Origin of the sequence: Clostridium sp. BIOML-A1 (genome assembly GCF_009874105.1) — a bacterium.
In the GTDB taxonomy this organism is placed as follows: domain Bacteria; phylum Bacillota; class Clostridia; order Lachnospirales; family Lachnospiraceae; genus Coprococcus.
This window is the reverse complement of sequence record NZ_WWTL01000010.1, coordinates 92,496-110,115: the sequence shown is the minus strand read 5'-3', so window position 1 is coordinate 110,115 and position 17,620 is coordinate 92,496. Positions and strand designations below refer to the sequence as shown.

Below are 17,620 nucleotides of genomic sequence, written 5' to 3'. Positions count from 1 at the left end.
CAGTATAGGGAGTACTATGCCTGCTAAGCGATGTGTAGAAACTAAAAATATGTGTCTACTTTTTGTTGACTACTGCAATGACATCTAAGAAACAGAAGTGATACCCAAGAGAAGGATAGATCATAGGGTATACTAGAAGAGAAGATGAGAGATACCCTATCAAAAAATAAAGTAATGGTATTGTGTACAGAAAGGCATAGAAATACCCAAGGAGGAGGTTGTGATATGGAGATCAGGATGCCGGAGAATGCGAAAAAGGTAATAGAGACACTGGAAGTTGCCGGATATGAAGCCTATATTGTTGGTGGATGCGTGAGAGACAGTATTCTTGGCAGAGAACCGGGAGACTGGGATATTACGACAGCAGCAAGACCGGAACAGGTAAAGGCGTTATTCAGACGGACGATCGATACCGGAATTAAGCATGGTACGGTTACGGTTATGTTTGGTAAAGAGGCATATGAAGTAACCACCTACCGGGTGGATGGAGAATATTCCGATCACAGAAGACCGGATTCTGTGGAATTTACTGCGAATTTAGAAGAAGACTTGAAGCGTAGGGATTTTACGATCAACGCTATGGCATACAGTCCTTCAGCAGGTGTGATCGATCTGTTCGGTGGAATGGATGATCTGGACAATAAGGTCATTAAGGCGGTCGGTGATCCGCTGGCACGGTTTGACGAAGATGCCCTGAGAATCCTTCGGGCGATCCGGTTTGCAGGCCAGCTTGATTTCACAATCGAGAGGGATACCAGAAAGGCGATGATCCTGCGGGCACAGTTCTTACAGAATATCAGTGCCGAACGTATCCGCGTGGAGCTTGACAAATTGCTGACTTCTGCGCATCCGGAGAAATTGATGGAAGCATATGTGACAGGTATAACAGCATATATCCTGCCGGAATTTGACCGGATGATGGAACAGCCGCAGAATAATCCATACCACAAATACAATGTAGGCGTTCATTCAATGGAAGCAGTTAAGGCTATTGAGTCAACTACAGTATGCAGATGGGCTGCGCTGCTTCATGATGTGGGAAAGCCGGAATGTCATACAGTGGATGAAAATGGTATCGACCATTTCTATGGACATAATGAGAAGGGGGCAGAGATTGCCCGTAAGGTGCTTCGCAGATTGCGGTTTGACAATGAAACGACAGATCTGGTATGCAAGATGGTGTTGTGGCATGATTATGGTTTAGGGGAGATATTGAAAAAGACAACCTTCCGAAAAGCACTCAGCAGGATAGGAGCAGATTTCTTCCCTTATTATATCAAGATCCGCCGGGCGGATATGGCGGCGCAGAGTGATTATAAGTTAGAAGAACGGAGAAGCAGCATCGAGCATCTGGAGAAACTGTATCAGGAGATCACGGATGCGAAAGATTGTCTGACGATCAAGCAGCTTGCCATCAATGGAAAGGATTTGATCGCACTTGGCGTAAAACCTGGAAAAGAGATCGGCGATATCTTGCAAGAGCTTCTGAATCAGGTGCTTGGCAGTCCTGAGTTGAACAACAGAGAAACGCTGTTGTCTATGGCAGATAAATATATTAAGAAGTAAAAAAATAAAGGTGGAATTATAACTGCATCCAGCTAATTATATATTGACATTACCCAAGATTTCGTAATGAGATGCATAGTGCCGGTAAATACGAGTGCCTGTTTGAGTCCGAAGGACGAGTTGGTCAATGCTTCATCTCTGCCGTATTTTACTACGGAATATGGCAGTTTTGGCGTGATCCATATGCCGGACGGGTGAATGTGTCGCTCACAGATCCGGAGGCAAATGTGACATTTTATGAGAAAAATCGGAGATCATTTAAAACAGATAAAAATATGGAGGTGTGGAATGAGACTGAGGAATGTGTTAATTGTTGTTAAAGATATTGAACGGTCAAAGCAATTTTACCATGATCTGTTTGGACTCGAACCAATATTAGATAATGACGGAAATCTGATTCTGACGGAAGGATTAGTATTGCAGGATGAGAGGATATGGAAAGATTTTCTTAAAAGAGATGTGATATCCCACAATAATTCCACCGAGCTATATTTTGAGGAGCGGGATATCGAAGCTTTTGTTGAAAAGCTGGAGCGGTTATATCCGTCGATTGAATATGTAAATCCACTTATGGTTCACAGTTGGGGACAGAAGGTGGTTCGTTTCTATGATCTGGATGGAAATCTGATCGAGGTTGGGACGCCGACGTAACCGGAAACAGACAAGGAAGCTATATGCAGCGGAAAATTTATAATTCTGGGTGAAACATTGAGGTAACTGTGTATTAAGGGAAAATCTGTTTGACATGAAGGAAAGCAAGTAATACATAAGCTGACGGGGCTAAATAACAGGAGAGAAAAAATGAGAAACATCGTTTTGCTTGTCAGATATACAATACAATCAGGGATGAGAGGAAAATTTGTTGAGGCTGTGATGGCATCCGGGATTTTAGATCAGATTCGGAAGGAAAAGGGCTGCATGTCATATAATTATTATGATGATATCGAAGATCCGGACAAACTGCTGCTCGTAGAGGAATGGGAATCGGAGGAGAATCAGCAGAAGCATTTGCAGATGCCGCATATGGAGATGTTAAAACAGATAAAAGAAAAATATGTTCTTGATACAGTAGTAACAAAAAGGTAGGGTTAATGTAATGGGGAAGGGGAAATTTCTATGTGGAAAATATTTATAATAATATTCGGAGTGTTTTTCGGCATATTTATTCCAAAATCAATATACGAGAATTATACAGATACAAATCGGGAAGACAGTACTTATGAAGAAGATTCGTATGTAATTTCAGAAGATAGTACTTATGAAGAATATCCATATGCAAACTCGGAAGACAGTGTTAATGAGGACTATGATCCGACAAAGACAGACTGGGAAAATTATGGGGATACCGGCTCGATCATGGAGATTGCGGACACGGACTGGGCATTAGAAAATGCTCCCGTGTTTCATGTAGAAACAAAGGAACAACTGGCTGGAGTTGTGTATTATGTCAATGCAGTCAAAGGGTATAATGATTCCGTGGAACTCTACCTTGAGGCGGATATAGATCTTGACGGTCTGGAATGGGTTCCGATGGGCGGATGGTACAGACCAGACAGATATCTTGAGCACACTACATTTGTGGGGCTTATAGATGGACAAAATCATATAATAAAAAATATGCATATAGATACAAAATACGGTGGACATTGCGGATTTGTAGGATATTCTTATTCCTTGCAGATGAAGAATATCACTTTTGAAAAAGCATATGTGTCTGGAGGAACGTATGTAGGAATTGCAGGCGGAGAAATTTATGGTTCTGAAGACTGGATAAATGTAAATGTATCAGGTATGGTTGGAACACCCGGACCTGAAACCGGCTCGATCGTTGGCAGGGAAGCCGGTATTAATTTCAGAGACTGCGATGCGACGGTTGTGTATAAAAAGGAAAACGGAAGATTTAGAAGTATCCGGTATTTTTCACACAGATATCAGTTAATTGCAGAAACACCGGTTGTTGAAGCATTTACCCTGACTTATGAAAATGGCGTGATCACAAGAGATGAGGTCGAAGGATATGATAATCTGGGCTGGCATATTGAGCGGGATGGTTCGCTTCTTTTGGACAGAGCAGCAGAAGGTGAATTGCAGCTGCCGGCAGAATATACATATCCGGATACATCGATCTGGCTTGAGGCATATATAAATGGAACGTATATCAGAGTCAGCAATATAATCGAAGTGCCTTGATCAGATAGCGTTATTTTGTTCGGTATTTCAGGAGAAAGGGAAGTATATTATGTGTTTGCGGAGTGGTGATGTTTCAGATATTATAATAATATACTTAAATTTGGAGAGCAAAAATGGTTGTATATAAATATGGTGATCCGGAAGCAAATATTGTATTGATCCAGCCAGTGGGAGATCATGATGTGCATGATATAGAAAATGAGGTTTCAGAGATAAAGAAGAGGACTTCTCTGGAATTTCAGATGGTCGCAGTTAAAGTAGATAGCTGGAATCAGGATCTGTCTCCGTGGAGAGCACCTGCTGTATTTGGAAATGAAAATTTTGGCGAGGGCGCATCGGCGTTACTGGCACAGATATTGGAATTGTGTAAGGATGAAAGTAAGACTTATTATCTTGGTGGATATTCCCTTGCGGGGCTGTTTGCACTTTGGACATCCTGCCAGACGGACAGGTTTGCCGGGATAGCGGCAGTATCCCCATCGGTTTGGTTTCCGGGATTTCTTTCGTATGTGAAAGAATATGGGATTGCAAGCCCTGCTGTTTATCTGAGCCTTGGTGATCGGGAAGAAAGAACGAAGAATCAGGTTATGGCTGCGGTAGGCGATTGTATCCGGGAATTGTATGGATGGCTACAGGAGCAGGAGATTGACAGTATACTGGAATGGAATCAGGGAAATCATTTTAAAGAACCGGGAATCCGGACGGCGAAAGCATTTGCATGGATGATGGAAAGAACAAAAGGAACGATCAGAGGAAGGTGATACTTTATGAATGTTACGATGCTTGGAACAGGAAGTGCACTTGTTACGGAATGTTATAACACCTGTTTTGTGTTGCAGGAAAATGAGGAATATTTTATGGTGGATGGTGGCGGTGGAAGTGCCATTCTGCATCAGTTAAAGCATGCCGGAATTGACTGGAAAGAGGTTAGAACTATCTTTGTGACACATAAACATATCGATCACATTACGGGTATCATATGGATGATCCGTATGATATGCCAGCATATGAAGCAGGGCGAATATGAAGGCGAAGCTGTGATATATGCACATGATGAAGTCATTGATCTGCTGCTTGATCTGGCCAGAAAACTTCTGCCAAAGAAAGAGACAGATTTTATCGGTAAACGGCTGCATCTGATAGCAGTTAAAAATGGAGAGTCTGTTGAAATTTTGAATAAACGGGTTACATTTTTTGATATCCAATCCACAAAAGCGAAACAGTTCGGTTTCTGCATGGAACTGGGAGATGGAGAGAGATTAACCTGCTGCGGAGATGAACCATACAATCCATGTGAAAAGAAGTATGCAGAGAACAGTACATGGTTGTTGCACGAAGCATTTTGTCTGGATGGTCAGGCGGATATATTCCATCCATACGAGAAGCATCATTCAACAGTGAAAAATGCCTGTGAGTTTGCAGAAGAATTGCATGTGAAAAATCTGCTGCTGTATCATACAGAGGATCGGAATCTTTCACATCGAAAAGAATTGTATTATGAAGAAGGAAGAAAATATTTCAGTGGGAATCTTCTGATCCCGGATGATCTGGAAACGTTTATAATTTAATATGGTGATCCGGACGGCGAAAGCATTTGCATGGTTGATGAAGAATATGCTAATATAGTTAGCAGAGACTAACTGCATTGGCATATTTTTTTTATAAAGGAGAATAGATATTATGTTACAGTGGAAAATATTTATGGTGATGGCATTGATCGGGCATATATTGTGTGGGATTTCAGATGGATTTCTGACATATGCTCCAAATGGAAAAGTCGATCTGACAAATTTTAAGGATTATGAAAAATCCAAGGTAGCCTTTCATGGAATGCCACTGAAGAATCTGTCGGTTGCGATGTTGTTGGGCGTGTGTGCAATGACGCTTGAGATATTCGGATACATAGCTCTTTGTGACTGGATGCAGCAGTATTCAGAAACATATTATCTGATCATGCTGATATCAACACTTGTCATGTTTATCAATCTTGCATTGCATCATCTGTTCTGTTGTCTGGTTGAATGGTTTTTTGTAAAATTAAATCTGACAGAAGAAGCTCTGCACGCGGTATGGGATTTCTTTAAGACAACCTGTTATACGATGTATCTGGGATATCTGGGAATGTTGGTATTTGCGGCAGCATTTTTTATTGCTGTTGTGACAGGAAAAACTTCACTTCCGGCATGGGCATGTATTTTTAATCTGCTGCCGCTTGCAATCGTGATCCTGCCAACAAAACTTCCGGCAAAAGCAAATGTAATCGGGGTGATCATGTTTGCCGGGTTGCTTTTTCTTATATAATGGTCACGTTAGAGAGCCGGGAACTATCGGCGTTCTTACTTTATAGAAATTATCTTGTAAAAAAGTATAAAATAAAGGAAAATATAAAAAAAGTATAAAATGAGGTAATATATGCAGAAGCCATTTACAATTACATTTAGTAAAGCACCGAAAAACGCATGTATTCATACAGATAAAACTGCATATTATCATTTACCGGGGCTGTTCGAATTCTATGAGCTGTATCGTGTATTCCTGCCATTGTTCCGGGAGCACAGAGAATATTTCTATGACTGGTGCGAGATCGGTTCGATCTATGGTGCTCCGGCGGACTGTCTGTGGGGTGGCGGACGTGTTGGATATGGTGATTGTGATCCGGAGGATGTACGGGAATTGATGGACGAGTATGGAATCTCAGCCCGATTGACCTTCAGCAACTCCCTGCTTTGTGAGGAGCATCTGGCGGATAAGAGATGTAACGAGCTTTGCAGATTATTTGAGAAAAACGGAAAGGCAGAAAATGGGGTGATCGTCCATTCGGAGCTGTTGTTAGATTACCTAAAAAAGCAGTATCCGGGTTTTTATTTTGTATCATCGACTACAAAGGTTCTGACAGATTTTGAGGAGTTGGTAAAGGAGACAGATCGGGAAGATTTCCGTTATGTTGTGCCGGATTTCCGATTGAATAAGGCATGGGACAAATGGGAAACACTGACACAGTCGCAGAGGGATAAAATGGAATTCCTGTGTAATGAATGTTGTTCCTTTGGGTGTAAGGACAGACGCAAATGTTATGAAACGGTCAGTCGCAAGAATCTTGGAGAGGATTGCCCGGAGCATGAGTGTACGGCTTCAGATGTCATGGGCGGTTATCGTTTTTCAAAGGCAATGACAAATCCGGGATTTATCGGAATCAATGATATAAAAGAAACATACCTGCCGATGGGATTTTCTCATTTTAAGATTGAAGGGCGAAGCCTTGGCAGTGCATTGATCCTGGAATTTTTGCTTTATTACATGACAAAACCGGAATATCAACTGCACGTCCGGGAGGCTGTCTATCTGGATAATATGCTGGATCTTTTTTAATGAAGTAAGTGGTTACGAAAAGGTGACTATGTAATAAAAAAGTGCGTACTTTTTTTGCGTGATATTTCAATGTAAGCTATGAGTGTAGCAGAAAAACGCCGGATCATTATTTGTCCGAGATAAGAGAAATAAGGAGTTGGTTTCATATGGCATATTTTAACCGCACTCATCTGGCTGGAAGTTATGTATCAAAGGAGCAGCCACACAGCAAACCAAGAAAGTCGGGCAGAGTTAAGATTGTGGAGTAGTGCAAGAAGTAATATTATATGGTTCAAGGGCAAGAGGTACAGCGATGGAAAGAAGCGATATTGATATTGCTGTTTCGGGTGTGGATAACTTTGAATCACTTGTTGAAAAAGTGGAAGAATTGCCAACACTTTTCAGTGTGGATTTAGTGAATATGGATACCTGTAGGAATCAGTTATTATTGGAGGATATCAGGCAATATGGACGAGAAATTTAACAGGCGGTTTTTATCTTTCTGCAATTCATTGGATGGATTGTCGGATTAAAGCCATCCCAATTTTTCGTTTGACTTTTTCGAAAATGAGAAATATAATAACGTCTTGAACGAGTAGCAAACATGCGTAAATCCAGTTTTGCTGCTCGTTTTTTAATTATATATTGCCATTAGAAAGTGTGTAGCTTATCAGCGTAAGTCCAACTTATAAGATAAGTACACACTTTTTTTGTGTGAAAAAGGAGGATTAAATTAAGATGGCGGAAAGTAATAAGATGAGGGAGATGCCGGTAAATAAGCTGATGGTTCAGATGGGAATACCGATGATCTTATCGATGGCATTGCAGGCGGTCTATAATATTGTGGACAGTGCATTTGTAGGCAATATGGAGTTGGGGAGTGAAGCGGCATTAAATGCACTCACACTGGTATTTCCGGTTCAGATGCTTATGGTGGCTGTAGGAATCGGAACAGGTGTAGGAACAAATGCACTTCTTGCCATGACACTTGGGCAGAGAGATATGAAAAAAGCAGCAAGAGTCGCAGGCAACAGCTTATTTCTTGGTGGAATTATTTATGTGGTATGTCTGTTATTTGGTATCTTTGGAGTGAAAGCCTACATCTCATCTCAGACCGTTGATCCGGAAGTTATCTCGATGGGAACAACATATTTGCGGATCTGCTGTGTGTTGTCCTTTGGCATTATCTTCTTTTCATTATTTGAAAAATTATTGCAGGCAACAGGACGTTCCCTTTATTCAACGATTGGTCAGGTTGCGGGAGCTGTTATAAATATTATTCTTGACCCGATCATGATCTATGGTATTGGCCCTGTTCCGGAAATGGGAGTAGCGGGAGCCGCATATGCTACCGTCATAGGACAGATCGTATCTGCCGGTTTGCTTCTGGTATTTCATCTGAAGTTAAATAAGGAATTTGAACATCGAATAAAACATATGAAGCCGAGTGCCAGAACTATGAAAGAAATCTATTCCATTGGTCTTCCTGCAATCATTGCACAGGCACTTATGTCAATTATGGTTTATGCGATGAATCTTATTTTAAAATTCAATCCTTCCGCCCAGACGGCATATGGATTGTTTTATAAGGTGCAGCAGTTTGTATTGTTCCTTGCATTTGGACTGAGAGATGCAATCACGCCGATCATAGCTTTTGCATATGGCATGGGAAGCAGGAAAAGGATCAAAGATGGAATCCGCTATGGTCTTATTTATACCATAGCATTGATGATCCTGGGCGTTCTCATCACAGAGATTTTTCCAAATGCCTTTGCCTCGCTGTTCAATGCAGGTCAGTCAAGAGCGTATTTTATCAGTGCAATGAGAATTATCTCGATCAGTTTTGTATTTGCCGGAACCAATGTGGCATATCAGGGCATCTATCAGGCATTGAATGGCGGTCTTGAGTCGCTTGTCATATCACTTCTCAGACAGCTTGTGATCATATTGCCATTGGCAGCTATCTTCGCTGTCTTCGTAAGAAATGGCCAAATGGGTGTTTCACTGATCTGGTGGGCGTTCCCGATTACAGAATTTTTCTCATGCTTAGCGGGATATGTATTTTTGAAGAAAATACAGAGAAACAAGGTAGAAAAATTAGGATAAACTATGAATGTGGTATCTGTAAGCTCGGTAAGAGGGAAAACTGTTTTGAATTTGTTCCGTGTCTGTGCAATATGGATGAGCGGAATTCAGGACAGGTGAATGAAAAGTCTAATCCTTTAGCTTTGTAAGATTGACAAAAACAATACAATGCAGTATATATAGAACAATATAAATGCTTGTCTCGGCGTTAAAGAAGACTATAGATTTTGCTGTTTCTGAACATAACAGTATGCTCTATAGTCTTTTTTATTTATGTAATTACAGAAGATGGAGGAAGAACATGATGTCATCAAAGAATTGGTTGAAAAAAATAGTGATAATTATAGTAGGTTCTGTTATTGCAGCTTATGGAATCACACTTGCCTTGTATGCGGGATTTGGAGGCGCAACACTTGCAGTTTTGTGGCAGGGTATTTCAGAAACATTTCATATAAGTATCGGAATGGCTTCATTTGTTGTAGCTGTTGTGATGATCTTATTTGCGGCTATTTATGACAGATCGCAGATTCATATAGGAACATTTTTATATCAGGTTGTGTACAGTGGGTGTGTGGATTTGTTTGCAAAATGCCATATATACAGCAAATATATGTGGATAAATTTCTTCATTATGCTGGCAGGGGTGATCTTATTTGCAGTTGGAACAGGTTTGTATGCATCTGCATCTCTTGGCAGAGGTTCTTATGAAGCAGTAACCTTTGCATTGGCAGAGAAAAATAACTGGCAGGTTAAGATCGTTCGTATGATATTAGATATTTTAATGGTCGTGACAGGCGTGCTTTTGGGAGGAAAGTTTGGAGCATGTACGATCATCACAGTTATAATTTCAGGACCGGTTATACAATTTACAAATGGCAAGGCAAAGCAGATTTTTAAGATGTAGGATGAAAATATTCAAAAATATATCCTTAAAAAATCCTCATGATACTGTATGAATATGCCTATAGAAAAATAAAATATGCTGTGGTAAACTGAGAGAAGAATTATCCGTTATGGAGGGAGACAAATGGCATATAATCTTCCGGATAGAGTTATAAAGGAAATTACAGCGTTTGCAAAAGAAAATTCAATTATAAAAATAGTTTTGTTTGGATCTCGGGCAAGAGGAGATCATACAGAGAGAAGTGATGTGGATTTAGCTGTGTACGGTGGGGATTTTGATTCTTTTTATTGGAATATAAAAGAAAACATCCATTCGCTCCTTTCTTTTGATGTGGTTGATATGAATTCAAGGGTTACGGAAGAATTAAAAAAAGAAATTGAAAGGGATGGGGTTGTTATATATGAAAAAACTAGATAATTTTGCAAATTGCCTTGATATATTAAAGCAAGCAGATTTTGAACTTGCAGACAGCAATGATATATATCGAATGGGTGTTGTTGGGCAGTTTAATCTGACTTTTGAACTTGCCTGGAAAGCATTGCAGGAAGTGCTGAGAATGCATGGAGTAGAAGGAGCGGAAACAGGTTCGCCAAGAGAAATATTACAGGTCGGGTATAAAGTCGGATTTGTGAACGACTCATCTGTTTGGCTGCTGATGTTGAAAAAAAGAAATACATCAATTCATATATATAACGAGGAAGAAATTGATGAATTGATCGTGTTTATACGAGATAGTTTTATTCCAGCTTTTACAGATCTTGAGGAGACATTGCAGGAAAAACTTATAGAAGTAGATGAGTGGTAATCGTCTTTAATAAACTCCGGTTTGCAATAGTGAGATGAATAAGTCCTTGCACAAATACCCTGCATAAGGTAAAATAATTTCATATGAATATTTGTGAACTGGGGGCACCACTTTTCACAAGGAAGATAACAGGCGCCGGATCATACCGTTATGGTTGTATGATCCGGTGCCTTTTTGTGTTACAGGGCATTTGTCCTGTAGTGCAGAAAATGTGTAATTATGAAAGATAGGAGAACATACATGGTAAAAATCAATGGTGAAGAAAAAGAGATTGCCGGTAAGAATCTTCTGGAATATTTGAAGGAAGCCGGATTTGAGCCGGAACGTGTCGTTGTAGAACGGAATCTCGACATTATTCCAAAAGATGAACTTGGCAATACGATCATTCAGGATGAAGATGTGATCGAAGTATTACGATTTGTTGGTGGAGGTTGAGACATGACAGAGATGCAGAAGAAAATGCAGGAGCTGATCTCACAGGAAGAACTGGATCGTGCATTTGATGCAAGATTTCCGAAAGAGATGCAGGTAAAGTTACGTGCGGCGAAGGTGGCTGTTGCAGGTATCGGTGGACTGGGGTCAAATATTGCAGTCATGCTTGCAAGAAGCGGCGTCGGACATTTGCTTCTGGTGGATTTCGATGTGGTGGATGTGACAAATCTCAATCGTCAGATGTACTTTATATCCCAGCTCGGGAAGCCGAAGACGGAAGCCCTGCTCGAAACCCTGTATCAGATCAATCCATATCTGACGTATGAGACAGTGCAGACGAAAGTAACCCCGGACAATGTAAAGGAGTTATTCGGTGAATATCCTATCGTATGTGAAGCATTTGACAAACCGGATCAGAAGGCAATGCTGGTGCGTGAACTACTGATGCAGTGTCCGGATGCAACTGTTGTATCAGGAAATGGAATGGCAGGGTATGTAGATACGAATGCGATAAAAACGCGCCAGATGATGCGCCGCCTGTATGTGTGCGGAGATCAGAGCACTGATGTCGGCGACGGTATAGGACTCATCGCTCCGCGGGTAGCTGCCTGCGCAGCTCATGAAGCAAACAAAGTATTACAATTGATAATGGAGAAATAAATGTTAGAGAAAATTGGAGATTACATGATACTCGGATACCTTGATATACCAAAACAAGGGCATTTGAGTCCGCCGGTACTTGATGGCGCATAAGGGGCATCTTAGTACCGCTGCAGGACTCAACGAGCGGAAGCGTCCCTTGGTTGGTAATGTCAAGGTATACGAGTATTATAATATATATAACTCTAACATTTATTTCTCTGCAGAGAAAAGGAGACAACATGGAAGATAAATTCATCTTAGGCGGAAAGGAATTCAAGAGCCGTTTCATTTTAGGATCAGGCAAATACAACCTGAATCTGATCAAGGCAGCAGTCGAACAGGGAGGGGCAGAGATCATCACCCTTGCATTACGACGTGCAAATACACAGGAAAGTGAGAATATTCTGGACTATATTCCGGAAGGAGTTACCCTGCTTCCGAATACTTCCGGTGCAAGAAATGCCGAAGAGGCTGTCCGCATCGCAAGACTTAGCCGGGCAATGGGCTGTGGCAATTTTGTAAAGGTAGAGATCATGCGTGATGCAAAATACCTCTTCCCGGATAATTATGAGACTGTGAAAGCAACCGAGATCCTTGCAAAGGAAGGCTTCGTGGTACTGCCATATATGAATCCGGATTTAAATGTAGCAAGGGATCTTCAGAATGCAGGTGCGGCTGCTGTTATGCCGCTTGCAGCTCCAATTGGAAGTAATAAGGGGCTTGCGACAAAGGATATGATCCAGGTATTGATCGATGAGATCGACCTGCCGATCATCGTGGATGCCGGCATCGGAAAACCATCTCAGGCATGTGAAGCGATGGAAATGGGTGCGGCTGCGATCATGGCAAATACAGCCATTGCAACAGCAGGTGATGTACCGGAGATGGCAGCAGCATTTAAACTTGCGATCGAAGCCGGAAGAAAAGCATACCTGACCGGAATGGGTCGTGTCCTTGCAAGAGGCGGAAGTGCTTCCGATCCTTTGACAGGTTTCTTGCGTTAGGAGGCAGTCGGAAATGAACGAAGAAAATCAAGTATATTTTGTTGACAGTGACAAGCTTCCACAGGAAGCGCTAGCACGCAAGCATCGTCTGGAACAGGATGCATCGTTCCGGACAAATCATATGGAATATATGGAAGGCATGCAGGTGATCGATTCGGATATCAAGGACAAAGTACTTGCGGCTATGGATGCATATGACTATGATTCCTATACTGCGGCAGATGTAGAACGTGCGCTGTCACATGAGAGCTGTACGATCGAGGACTTTAAGGCATTGCTGTCACCGGCAGCAGCACCGTATCTGGAACAGATGGCAAGGAAAGCAGAGGAGATCACGAAGAATCATTTTGGAAATACGGTCTATATTTTCACACCGCTTTATATTGCAAACTATTGCCAGAACTACTGCATTTACTGTGGCTTCAACTGTTATAACAACATCCGCCGGAAGAAGCTGACGATGGAGGAGATCGAGCATGAGATGCAGGTTATTGCGCATACCGGCATGGAAGAAATTCTGATCCTGACAGGCGAGAGTCGGGTATATTCGGATGTTACATATATCGGGGAAGCGGTGAAGATCGCAAGAAAATATTTTAAGAATATCGGAATCGAGATCTACCCAGTAAATGTGGATGAATACAAATATCTGCATGAATGTGGTGTTGATTATGTGACTGTTTTTCAGGAGACATACAACACGGACAAATACGAGACCTTACATCTGATGGGACACAAGCGCGTCTGGCCATATCGTTTTGATGCACAGGAGCGTGCACTGATGGGCGGCATGCGTGGAGCTGGATTTTCAGCACTTCTGGGACTGGATGATTTCAGAAAGGATGCACTGGCAACGGCACTTCATGTCTATTATATCAACCGCAAATATCCACATGCAGAATTATCATTGAGTTGTCCGCGCCTGCGTCCGATCGTGAATAATGAGAAGATCAATCCAAGGGATGTAGGAGAGAAGGAGCTTTGTCAGGTGCTTTGTGCATATCGGATGTTCCTGCCGTTTGTCGGAATCACGGTATCGAGCCGTGAAAGCGCAACATTCCGAAACGGAATCGCAAAGATCTGTGCAACAAAGGTTTCTGCCGGAGTATCGACCGGAATCGGTGATCATGAGGAGAAATACGAAGGTAAGGAAGATGCGGATGTAGGAGATGAGCAGTTCGAGATCAACGATGATCGTTCCTTTACATCCATGTATCAGGATATGGAGAAGGGCGGCTTGCAGCCGGTCTTAAACGATTATATCTATGTGTAAATGTTATGAGCACGCGATTGTGATCACCAATCGCGCGCTGGTAAACGGAGATTTTCTGGAACAGCTTCAAAAGGTCGCTCAGGTGCATCCGCATGCATTGATCCTGCGGGAAAAAGACTTGCCGGATACAGAATATGAGAAGCTTGCAGCGAAGGTTTTAGAAATATACAGAACGGCAGGCGTACCTGTCTTTCTGCATTCCAGAATGGAGATTGCAGCACGGCTTGGCTGTGAGAATATTCATTTGTCGATTCCTGTGTTGCAGGATTTGTCAGATGTCTGGCGTGATGCACTGACAACGAATTTTAAAGAGATCAGTGTGTCCTGTCACAGCATGGAGGATGTCGAGCTTGCAGTTAAGAGCGGAGCGACACAGATCGTGCTTGGAACGATATTTGAGACAGAATGTAAGAAAGGGCTGAAGGGCAGAGGACTGGAATTCGTTCGTGAGATCTGTGCGAATTGTCCGGTCCCGGTATATGCGATCGGTGGTATCAATGAAGAACGCCTGCCGCAGGTGATGGAAGCCGGTGCGGCAGGCGGTTGTATGATGTCCGGATTTATGCGGATGTAGGAAGATATGCCATGGTATACAGCGTGATATCATGTGCCATCTTCTTCTCGGCAGTTTTCGTCATGCCGCAATGTTCGTATTTGACAACCTTTTGGATGTTGTCGGTGTCAAGAATGCAGGGGCAGCCACGTTTGGCGGCTTCTGCAAATGGCAGCTCCAGAACCTTCTTCATGAAGCCCTGTCCCTGGTAAGCCTGTAAGACGACTACCATCGAGACAGCGATATAATCTTTTTCTTTGCGGTATAATTTCTTATATTGCTCGTTTGATCCGGTTGCGATATTTAATAATGATTTAAATGGAATCTCGCACAGCATTCTCCAGATCATATGTAGGGCAGGCCCGAGTGGCTGTCTGGTATTCTTATCCCAGTATGCAAGGAAGCCTTCATATTTTTCGGAGGTTGCATATAATGTACCCATCCGGTAGTAGAATTCAGTAATGATCTCGAAAGATTTGACGAGGTCATCATGTGGTATCGTCTCGGCGATGCCGGGAGATGCGGCAAATGCTTCCCCGATCCGTCTGCCGTAATTTGCTATGTCTTCTGGTGACCGGTTTTCAATCTTTATCATATCTTTTTATACCTCCCAAATTTTTATTCAATATGTTTGAAAAATCAGCATGGTTTTCCATAATCTGAATGAGTTTCACATATGGTTCATTCAATGTATTTTGAAAAATAATATCTCTGCAACGTAGAATATACCATTTTTTGAAATGCGAGTTTGAGCTCATATTTGTATGGCTGTAGAATATCACGCCGAAATTATATTGTCAATATAAATGTGAGTACATACTCATGTTTTATTGACTTTATTTTTTTATATGCTTATACTGGAAACAGTAAAACTATATGAATGGAATTGTTTTTTACATAAAGGAGTAACACATGCCGGAAGAAATTCGTATCCCAAAACAGAAAAGAAGCATTGAGAAAAAGGAAGCACTGAAGAAAGCGGCGGTCGAGCTGTTCTCGACAAAAGGGTTTCATAATACCAGCAGCAACGAGATTGCAAAGAAAGCAAATGTGTCGATCGGCACATTTTACAGTTATTTTGTTGATAAGAAGTCGTTATATGAGGAATTGATCACGGATCTTTATAATGAATCTTTGCAGGAGATCACGATCATGGATGTGTCCGGGTTCACATCTCCGCGAGAATTTGTCAGAAAATACGTTGCTCTGATCCTACATAATCATGAATACATGACAGCATTCCAGAAGGAGATATCCGCCTTGTCCCTGCAGTATGATGACTTGCACGAACTGGAAGCAAGGGCGCGCGCGGGTGCATTTCGGACATTTTTCTCACTGCTTGAGACAAATAAAAAAATGCTCAGAATCTCTGATCTAAAGACCACATCCCTGATCCTTCAATGTGCGTTGGAGTCCGTTGTGCATGAGGTGACCTTCTATGGAAATGACTATGATAAAGAAAAAGTCATCGATGAGCTTACGGATCTGATCTGCCGATATTGTATTGCAGATGAATATGATAAGAAAATGTAAGAAAGTGTGGAATCTGGCAGTCATTTAGAGTATACTGTCCATGGATGTTAGAACATACTAACTTGTGTTAGAGGTAGGAGAATAACATGAAAAAACAATTTTTTGAAAACGAAAAAGATGGATTTTATGGAACGTATTACGAAAATTCCAAAGGGGCGGATTGTGCCGTGATCGGATTATTTGGGGATGATCCGAATGATTATATGGCGAAATGTGGAGCAAAATGGCTTCACAGACAGGGTGTAAATGTTATGTGTGTATCTCCGGGCAGAAAAAATTACAGTCATGTCAACAATCCGCTGGAAAGAATTCAGACCGCAATAAAGTGGTTACAGGATCATGGAAACCGGAAAATCGGTATTATGGGGATGAGCACGGCCGGAATGGATGCGATCGTTGCAGCATCTTATTTCCCGGATATTACGATGACGATTGGGCTTACTGCCAGTGATTTTGTATGGCAGGGATTTGAACAGGGAGAAAAGGATGGCTGTAAGGAATGGCCGATATCGAATGCATCCACACTTTCATGGCAGGGAAAGCCGCTGCCTTATATGCCATTTGTCTATGAACATCCGGTGTATTGGCAGAAGATTGAGGAAGAAACAAAAGGCTCCGGTGATATCACACGGTCGACCTGCTTGTTTATAGATTCGGAAAAGGCAAGACCGCATACAGAGGAAGAAATGGTAAAGGTTGAGAATATAAAAGGCCGCTTATTCCTGATCGGTGCGGATGATGACAGCTTCTGGGAGGCTGGCAAATATGTCCGCCGTATGGATCAGCGTTTGAAGGAACATCCACATACATGTGAATACGATGCTCTTGTTTATGAACATGGTACTCACTTTGTATTGCCGGAAACTTTGCTTCGGATCGCACTTCCGGTTGGACTCAAATTTGTATTGAAATTTGTCTTTAAGGCTGCAAAAGATTATCCAAAGGAATGTGAGGCAACCAGAAAAGATATTGACCGCAGACTGTCCGCAGCGTTAAAGGAGTGGACAGCGGATTAATATCCGTATTTGCTCTTATTTTTCATCAGGAGGGTCACAGTGATAATAAGGGTTATTAGCTCAGCAGCACTGATGGCACACCAGATTCCGTTGATCCCAAGTAATAAATGGAAAGAGATCATTGAGTATTCCGCTCTTATTGATCTACGGATTTATCATTGCTGTATATTCGTATGGGTTTGTTCGATTTCGGAAAACGAAGAAACGAAGAAATCCTGCAGGCAGTAAAACACATTGGACAAATAGACATATTATGATATAATCTGCAT

22 protein-coding genes are annotated in these 17,620 nt (G+C 41.8%); 21 read left to right on the top strand and 1 reads right to left on the bottom strand.

The features are described 5' to 3' along the window. The first annotated feature begins 225 nt into the window (after nucleotides 1-225). From GT641_RS09445 to GT641_RS09360, 18 genes are all read left to right on the top strand, one after another. A complete protein-coding gene (locus tag GT641_RS09445) occupies nucleotides 226-1,566 on the top strand; it encodes a CCA tRNA nucleotidyltransferase (RefSeq protein ID WP_161117382.1) in 1,341 nt (446 codons plus the stop codon). Nucleotides 1,567-1,854: 288 nt separating this feature from the next. After that, entirely contained in the window at nucleotides 1,855-2,217 is a 363-nt protein-coding gene (locus GT641_RS09440; protein ID WP_161117381.1) for a VOC family protein, read from the top strand. Between the two features lie 150 nt (nucleotides 2,218-2,367). Beyond that, nucleotides 2,368-2,652: an antibiotic biosynthesis monooxygenase family protein gene (locus GT641_RS09435; protein WP_161117380.1), complete on the top strand. Its 285-nt coding sequence runs from the start codon at nucleotides 2,368-2,370 to the stop codon at nucleotides 2,650-2,652. Nucleotides 2,653-2,682: 30 nt separating this feature from the next. Continuing rightward, nucleotides 2,683-3,756, top strand: coding sequence for a hypothetical protein (locus GT641_RS09430; protein ID WP_161117379.1), 1,074 nt, complete (start codon nucleotides 2,683-2,685; stop codon nucleotides 3,754-3,756). A gap of 113 nt (nucleotides 3,757-3,869) precedes the next feature. Beyond that, on the top strand, nucleotides 3,870-4,517 hold the full coding sequence (locus GT641_RS09425) for an esterase (RefSeq protein WP_161117378.1): 648 nt from the start codon (nucleotides 3,870-3,872) through the stop codon (nucleotides 4,515-4,517). Between the two features lie 6 nt (nucleotides 4,518-4,523). Next, nucleotides 4,524-5,324, top strand: a complete 801-nt coding sequence (locus GT641_RS09420) for an MBL fold metallo-hydrolase (RefSeq protein WP_021944240.1) — start codon at nucleotides 4,524-4,526, stop codon at nucleotides 5,322-5,324. A 112-nt stretch (nucleotides 5,325-5,436) separates the two neighbouring features. Beyond that, nucleotides 5,437-6,057 (top strand): DUF6796 family protein, encoded by a 621-nt coding sequence (locus tag GT641_RS09415; RefSeq protein WP_119963556.1) that lies wholly within the window; start codon nucleotides 5,437-5,439, stop codon nucleotides 6,055-6,057. A gap of 111 nt (nucleotides 6,058-6,168) precedes the next feature. Further along, the gene (locus GT641_RS09410) at nucleotides 6,169-7,125 is read left to right on the top strand and encodes a hypothetical protein (RefSeq protein ID WP_192919830.1); all 957 of its coding nucleotides are present in this window, start codon (nucleotides 6,169-6,171) and stop codon (nucleotides 7,123-7,125) included. A gap of 247 nt (nucleotides 7,126-7,372) precedes the next feature. Then, nucleotides 7,373-7,588, top strand: a complete 216-nt coding sequence (locus GT641_RS09405; protein WP_161117377.1) for a nucleotidyltransferase domain-containing protein — start codon at nucleotides 7,373-7,375, stop codon at nucleotides 7,586-7,588. 254 nt (nucleotides 7,589-7,842) lie between these two features. Further along, the gene (locus tag GT641_RS09400) at nucleotides 7,843-9,210 is read left to right on the top strand and encodes an MATE family efflux transporter (RefSeq protein ID WP_161117376.1); all 1,368 of its coding nucleotides are present in this window, start codon (nucleotides 7,843-7,845) and stop codon (nucleotides 9,208-9,210) included. A gap of 280 nt (nucleotides 9,211-9,490) precedes the next feature. Continuing rightward, nucleotides 9,491-10,093, top strand: coding sequence for a hypothetical protein (locus GT641_RS09395; RefSeq protein WP_347562882.1), 603 nt, complete (start codon nucleotides 9,491-9,493; stop codon nucleotides 10,091-10,093). A 123-nt stretch (nucleotides 10,094-10,216) separates the two neighbouring features. Next, nucleotides 10,217-10,510 (top strand): nucleotidyltransferase domain-containing protein, encoded by a 294-nt coding sequence (locus GT641_RS09390; RefSeq protein WP_119963612.1) that lies wholly within the window; start codon nucleotides 10,217-10,219, stop codon nucleotides 10,508-10,510. After that, nucleotides 10,494-10,898, top strand: a complete 405-nt coding sequence (locus tag GT641_RS09385) for an HI0074 family nucleotidyltransferase substrate-binding subunit (RefSeq protein WP_008399774.1) — start codon at nucleotides 10,494-10,496, stop codon at nucleotides 10,896-10,898. Before GT641_RS09390 ends, GT641_RS09385 begins: the two co-directional genes overlap by 17 nt. Before the next feature lie 240 nt (nucleotides 10,899-11,138). Beyond that, entirely contained in the window at nucleotides 11,139-11,333 is a 195-nt protein-coding gene (gene thiS / locus GT641_RS09380) for a sulfur carrier protein ThiS (RefSeq protein WP_118482982.1), read from the top strand. A gap of 3 nt (nucleotides 11,334-11,336) precedes the next feature. Next, a complete protein-coding gene (gene thiF, locus GT641_RS09375) occupies nucleotides 11,337-11,990 on the top strand; it encodes a sulfur carrier protein ThiS adenylyltransferase ThiF (protein WP_119963614.1) in 654 nt (217 codons plus the stop codon). 221 nt (nucleotides 11,991-12,211) lie between these two features. After that, entirely contained in the window at nucleotides 12,212-12,976 is a 765-nt protein-coding gene (locus GT641_RS09370; protein ID WP_161117375.1) for a thiazole synthase, read from the top strand. Between the two features lie 13 nt (nucleotides 12,977-12,989). Further along, nucleotides 12,990-14,249, top strand: coding sequence for a 2-iminoacetate synthase ThiH (gene thiH / locus GT641_RS09365; protein ID WP_161117374.1), 1,260 nt, complete (start codon nucleotides 12,990-12,992; stop codon nucleotides 14,247-14,249). Between the two features lie 19 nt (nucleotides 14,250-14,268). Further along, nucleotides 14,269-14,823 carry a thiamine phosphate synthase gene (locus GT641_RS09360; protein WP_242997309.1) on the top strand — a complete coding sequence of 185 codons (555 nt, stop codon included), beginning with the start codon at nucleotides 14,269-14,271 and terminating at the stop codon, nucleotides 14,821-14,823. On the opposite strand, the gene GT641_RS09355 is transcribed toward GT641_RS09360, so the two are convergent. After that, nucleotides 14,810-15,397 carry a GNAT family N-acetyltransferase gene (locus GT641_RS09355; protein WP_161117373.1) on the bottom strand — a complete coding sequence of 196 codons (588 nt, stop codon included), beginning with the start codon at nucleotides 15,395-15,397 and terminating at the stop codon, nucleotides 14,810-14,812. The two genes, GT641_RS09360 and GT641_RS09355, sit on opposite strands and share 14 nt — an antisense overlap. Before the next feature lie 317 nt (nucleotides 15,398-15,714). On the opposite strand from GT641_RS09355, the gene GT641_RS09350 reads away from it, so the two are divergent. From GT641_RS09350 to GT641_RS09340, 3 genes are all read left to right on the top strand, one after another. Next, nucleotides 15,715-16,335 carry a TetR/AcrR family transcriptional regulator gene (locus GT641_RS09350; protein ID WP_119963619.1) on the top strand — a complete coding sequence of 207 codons (621 nt, stop codon included), beginning with the start codon at nucleotides 15,715-15,717 and terminating at the stop codon, nucleotides 16,333-16,335. Between the two features lie 86 nt (nucleotides 16,336-16,421). Then, nucleotides 16,422-17,351: an acyl-CoA thioester hydrolase/BAAT C-terminal domain-containing protein gene (locus tag GT641_RS09345; protein WP_119963620.1), complete on the top strand. Its 930-nt coding sequence runs from the start codon at nucleotides 16,422-16,424 to the stop codon at nucleotides 17,349-17,351. A gap of 39 nt (nucleotides 17,352-17,390) precedes the next feature. Next, on the top strand, nucleotides 17,391-17,579 hold the full coding sequence (locus tag GT641_RS09340; protein WP_161117372.1) for a hypothetical protein: 189 nt from the start codon (nucleotides 17,391-17,393) through the stop codon (nucleotides 17,577-17,579). The last annotated feature ends 41 nt before the right edge of the window (nucleotides 17,580-17,620 follow it).